Below are 4,752 nucleotides of genomic sequence, written 5' to 3' on the forward strand. Positions count from 1 at the left end.
TAATTTCACCTCCTTAGCTGTATTCATTAAATATTATATCATAACCTAAATAGTGAATTATCAATAGAAAGAAAAAGGGACTGAAAGCGCAATTACTCCCCGCATTAAAATGCGGGGTATCCTTGCTTAATCAGTCCCAAAGTTTATCAATAAATTAAGCAAAACAAAAAGGACAAGCTCATGTAAAGCTTGTCCTTTTTAACTCAAGGCACATGCATAAGCATATGTGGACATGCAAACTGTTCACATCAGTGTGTCCAACATCAGCACTTCCCGTGCTTGCCACTTAAGGCGGATGTCCTCTATCTCATAAATATACGCATCTCGCGTTAACTAATCGACTCGTCAGCTACGTATTGTACTATCTTTTACGTTTCATGTACAGCATTATCTTCTTTAAGTGCAGATATTTTATCCTATAGAATGCTTCAATGCACATTGTAGAAAATAGAAATCCTAACCCAATTGCGGCCGTGACGATCGCCACCCGCAAAATGAGTTCTTGACCCAGCGTATAATTACCGGCTACAAGGGCACGAACGGCCTGATATGCTGGCATCCCCGGCACCAGCGGCACCAATGCAGGAATGTTAAAGACCGTTGCAGGACACTTTTTTCTCCTAGCAAAAAACAGTCCCAAAATTCCGATCAAAAAGGCCCCAGTCAGGTTAGAAACCATTCTACCCATGCCTAAATGAAAACAAAACCAATAAGCCATCCAGCCAACGGCACCACTAATCCCCAATGAATTAAGGGCACGATGCGGAACATTAATCATGATGGCAAAAACCACAGAAGCAATATAAGAAAAAGCTACATTTATTACTATCTCTAACCAAAAAGGCATACCTAGACCCCCATGAACTTCAAGACAATGGCGACACCGCCACCTAAAGCTAGTGCACTTAAAACGGCCTCACACATTCTTACGATGCCAGACAGCAGATCCCCCATGAACAAATCGCGCAAAGCGTTTGTCAAAGCCAGTCCTGGGACCAAAGTCATCAGCGCTCCAACCAAAATGTTGTCCACAATCATCTGTGAATCCAGCCAATTCAGTCCTCTGGCTAAAAAGCCCATCACCATTGCCGCAATTAGTTCTGATAAAAAGCGGACCTTAGTATACTTTTTAAACTCGCAATATGCCCAAAAACCGAGGCCCCCAACTATGGCTGCACCTGGGAAATCAACCCAGTCATAATTGTCCATAAACAAAACCATCAAGGTTGCACTAAGGACTGCCGCACCGATGATTTGCATCCACATTGGAAAGAACGGCGCATCGGCTACTTTGGCTATCTTTTCTTTCAACTGAGGCAAATCAATTTGCTTAACTGCAAATTGACGTGACAATGCATTAACACGATCTACTAGCTCCAAATCAATGTTGCGATCGCGCACTTGCTTCATTTGAGAGAGATTGCCATGATTCAAGCTCATAAACACACAGGTAGGCGTGGCAAAAACACGAGGATCTTCTGCCCCTGCATTGCGAGCAATTCTTAGCATTGTATCCTCCACCCGATACATTTCACTGCCGCCTTCAATCATCAAACGTCCAGCGGTTAAACAAATATCCAATATTTCCTGATAAAATTGACCATCGTGCTTATCGGACATAGTTTTATCCTCAATTCATTGTTTCAATATCTATTGTTTTATCTACCCAATCACCACGGAAGAAGTCGCGTTCGTGACTAACAATAATTACTCCACCTGGGAAATTGACAATGGCTTTTCTTAACGCATCCTTAGTATCGTTATCTAGGTGGTTAGTCGGTTCATCAAGGAAAAGCAAATTAGCAGGTTCAAACTGCATTTTGGCTGATTTTGCCTTTTCCTGTTCCCCACCAGATAATTCTTTTAATGGACTCATGGCTTGCTGTGCAGTCAAGCCCATCCGTGCGAGCGCTTGTCGTAATTCCTTTGGCTTTTTGCGTTCAAATTCTTCCTGCAAATATTGTAGCGGCGTCATATTGTTGTTAGGCCAAGCTAAGTCCTGCTTAAAGTAAGCCAGTTTTGCCGTTACAGATAATTCATATGAGCCATAAATTGGCTCCAATTGGCCCAATAAAGTCTTAAGCAACGTGGTCTTACCAATTCCGTTAAAACCAGTGATCGCTACTTTTTCATCCCTACCAACGGAGAAATTAAAGGCGGACTTAACTAACGCATGATCATAACCAATAACCAAGTCTTGCGTTTGCAAAAGCAAGTTAGAAGCCGTAGCTACATATGGGAATTCAAACTTAGCCCGACGGTTGTTCTTAGGTGGTGTTAAAACGTCTATTCTTGCTAATTGTTTTTCACGAGATTTAGCACTCTTAGCACGAGTACCCGCCTTATTCTTGCGGATATATGCCTCAGTCTTAGCAATCTTGCGTTGCTGGTTAGCATAAGCCTTAAGGTAGGTTTCACGGTTAGCCGCTTTTTGACGTAACGCTTGCTTCAGTGTACCGGTATAACGCGTAATCGTACCAAAATCGATGTCAATAATGCAATTGGTAATACGACCTAAAAAGTCGTAGTCGTGACTAACTACGATAAAGGCGCCAGAGAAGTTGTTCAGATAATCAACCAGCCAGTCAATATGCGATACATCCAGGTAGTTAGTTGGTTCGTCTAGTACTAAAACATCAGGGCTTTGCAAAAGAAGCTTAGCTAAAATGATCTTAGAACGTTGCCAACCTGAAAGCTTAGAAACATCGTGATCATAACCTAGATCTGCTAGCCCCAATCCGGCTGCGACTTGCTCGATCTCGGTATCAATGTCATAAAAGTGATTTTCTTCCAAGTATGTTTGAATCTTGCCCGCTTTTTCTAGCAGCTTATCGTCGCTATTTTCAGCATACTTGGTATACAGCTCGTTTAATTCTTGTTCTTTCTTAAAAAGATCATCAAAAGCGGTCCGCAAAAAGCCGCGGATAGTTACACCAGGTGCAAGCTTGGCATACTGGTCTAAATAGCCAACATCAATCTTGTTTTGCCACTTAACTTGACCTTCATCTGGGATAATCTCACCCGTCAAGATCTTAATCAAGGTAGATTTACCTACCCCATTTTGACCAGTAACCCCCATGTGGTCTTCCTTATTCAACACAAAATTGGCATCTTCGTACAAAGTCTTGTCGATAAAACTTTGACTTAAGTCTTTAACAGTTAATAAACTCATTTTTCCCTCTAACTATTATTTGTAGATTCTTGTTCTTTTTCATACTTTTGCAGCGCATCAAGCACGCGAGGCCAGTAACGCTTAGGCAGAATCAGTTGCAAGCGATCATGATAAATTGGAAAGTCGCTTGGCTTCATCCCCGTAATATTAGCCACTTCTTGATTCGTTAACTTATATTTATAAACGATGCGCTTGATTTCAACTGAAGCATGTCCTCTAAAATAAGACAAACCAAAAAAGAAAATTGCAAAAATACCTGCCAGTATAATCGCTAATTGCAAATTCAATCTAAAAGTGTGCAGGCAGATAAAAAATACGGCAATAAAAGCAATTATTGCGGAAATTATGCCATAAATGACTGGAAATATTGATTCTTTTTTTTGCATAATTTTCTCCTTTCAACGCAAAAGCAGTAACTTTTACGAACTTAGCAAAATTTAGCCAACTTTACAATGACTTTTGAATATGAATTAAGTATACTTGCAATAACTCAATTTGTATTTAGAAAGGGACGATAAAATGAAAAAAAATGTCCATTACTATTTTTCTTTAATCCACTTCCAAATCGATGACTTAGGCATCCATTTAGTGTTGCCGCAAACCTGGCAGGCAATTGATCTTTATCAAGCGATCGCGCATGACCGAGAAAGCATGGGTAAATGGCTGCCTTGGGCTTATAACATGAAATCTTCAGCTGACGAAGCCAAATTTATCAAAACCATCCAAGCCGACATGGTCAAAGAGCGCATGATCGTATTAACCATTCTTGTTAATGGTGAACCATGCGGCATGATCGATTTGCATAATTTAATCACCAACCAAAAAGGCGAAATCGGCTATTGGCTGTCTAGCAAATACCAAGGCCGCGGTATTATGACTAAAAGCGTTCTTGAAGTATGCAAGTATGCCTTCAGCGAGTTAAATCTTAAATACGTTGATTTAATCGTCGCGGTTGAAAATGGTAAAAGTGAACGGGTTGCCAAAAATGCCGACTTTAAATTAATGGGAATAAAACAACATTTGATCCATCATCACACTATGGCTACCAAAATTTTTAGAAAAATCAATCCCAATTAAAATAGACCTGTTACATCTTTAATAATGAAAAAGATGATTGGTATAAGTAGTGATGGTAAAAAGTTCAGCGTTTTAACATCACGAATTTTTAACAGGACTAACCCTGAACAGGCAATTAAGAAGCCGCCCACAATGGAAATCTCTGTTACTAGTGGACCGGTAAAAAAGCTTGCCGATAAAAATTTGGCAACGAGATAAATGCTGCCTTGCCAGCAGAATAGAACGGGAGCAACAACCAGCATCCCCTAGCCGAAGCTTGCGCCAAAAACCATCGACGTTACAAAATCCAGCGTAGCATTAGTGAACAGCATGGTGTGGTCGCCTTTTACAGCCGCAATAACAGGGCCTACAATAGAGAGCGCCCCGATACAGCAAAGCAAGATTTCAGTTGCAAGGCCTTTACCTAAATTTGATTTTCCCGCTTTTGCAACCAACCGATCAAAACGCCCAGAAATGTCCAGAGCGGTCCCACATACGCCGCCTAGAGCTAGGCTGACAATGAA

5 protein-coding genes and 1 pseudogene are annotated in these 4,752 nt (G+C 40.9%); 1 reads left to right on the forward strand and 5 read right to left on the reverse strand.

Annotation, left to right across the window (positions count from 1 at the left end; genetic code table 11):
• Positions 1 to 361: 361 nt before the first annotated feature.
• The 4 genes from HMPREF0518_RS06605 to HMPREF0518_RS06620 are packed head-to-tail and all read right to left on the reverse strand — an operon-like array spanning position 362 to position 3,558.
• A complete protein-coding gene (locus HMPREF0518_RS06605) occupies positions 362 to 847 on the reverse strand; it encodes a threonine/serine exporter family protein (RefSeq protein WP_003627307.1) in 486 nt (161 codons plus the stop codon).
• 2 nt (positions 848 to 849) lie between these two features.
• On the reverse strand, positions 850 to 1,620 hold the full coding sequence (locus tag HMPREF0518_RS06610; RefSeq protein ID WP_003627308.1) for a threonine/serine exporter family protein: 771 nt from the start codon (positions 1,618 to 1,620) through the stop codon (positions 850 to 852).
• Between the two features lie 10 nt (positions 1,621 to 1,630).
• Entirely contained in the window at positions 1,631 to 3,172 is a 1,542-nt protein-coding gene (locus HMPREF0518_RS06615) for an ABC-F family ATP-binding cassette domain-containing protein (RefSeq protein WP_003627309.1), read from the reverse strand.
• Positions 3,173 to 3,180: 8 nt separating this feature from the next.
• On the reverse strand, positions 3,181 to 3,558 hold the full coding sequence (locus HMPREF0518_RS06620) for a hypothetical protein (protein WP_003627310.1): 378 nt from the start codon (positions 3,556 to 3,558) through the stop codon (positions 3,181 to 3,183).
• A 133-nt stretch (positions 3,559 to 3,691) separates the two neighbouring features.
• On the opposite strand from HMPREF0518_RS06620, the gene HMPREF0518_RS06625 reads away from it, so the two are divergent.
• Complete coding sequence (locus HMPREF0518_RS06625; protein ID WP_003627311.1) at positions 3,692 to 4,249, forward strand: GNAT family N-acetyltransferase; 558 nt, start codon at positions 3,692 to 3,694, stop codon at positions 4,247 to 4,249.
• Here the strand turns inward: HMPREF0518_RS06625 and HMPREF0518_RS06630 are convergent.
• A pseudogene (locus HMPREF0518_RS06630) lies at positions 4,246 to 4,752 on the reverse strand (DUF554 family protein); the annotation flags it as partial. The gene HMPREF0518_RS06625 and the pseudogene HMPREF0518_RS06630 sit on opposite strands and share 4 nt — an antisense overlap.

Origin of the sequence: Lactobacillus helveticus DSM 20075 = CGMCC 1.1877 (assembly GCF_000160855.1) — a bacterium.
Lineage (GTDB): Bacteria > Bacillota > Bacilli > Lactobacillales > Lactobacillaceae > Lactobacillus > Lactobacillus helveticus.

Bases quoted from the DNA above. Each gene is read 5' to 3' on its own strand.
- HMPREF0518_RS06605 (WP_003627307.1), bottom strand. From the start codon at position 847: ATGCCTTTTTGGTTAGAGATAGTAATAAATGTAGCTTTTTCTTATATT.
- HMPREF0518_RS06610 (WP_003627308.1), bottom strand. From the start codon at position 1,620: ATGTCCGATAAGCACGATGGTCAATTTTATCAGGAAATATTGGATATT.
- HMPREF0518_RS06615 (WP_003627309.1), bottom strand. From the start codon at position 3,172: ATGAGTTTATTAACTGTTAAAGACTTAAGTCAAAGTTTTATCGACAAG.
- HMPREF0518_RS06620 (WP_003627310.1), bottom strand. From the start codon at position 3,558: ATGCAAAAAAAAGAATCAATATTTCCAGTCATTTATGGCATAATTTCC.
- HMPREF0518_RS06625 (WP_003627311.1), top strand. From the start codon at position 3,692: ATGAAAAAAAATGTCCATTACTATTTTTCTTTAATCCACTTCCAAATC.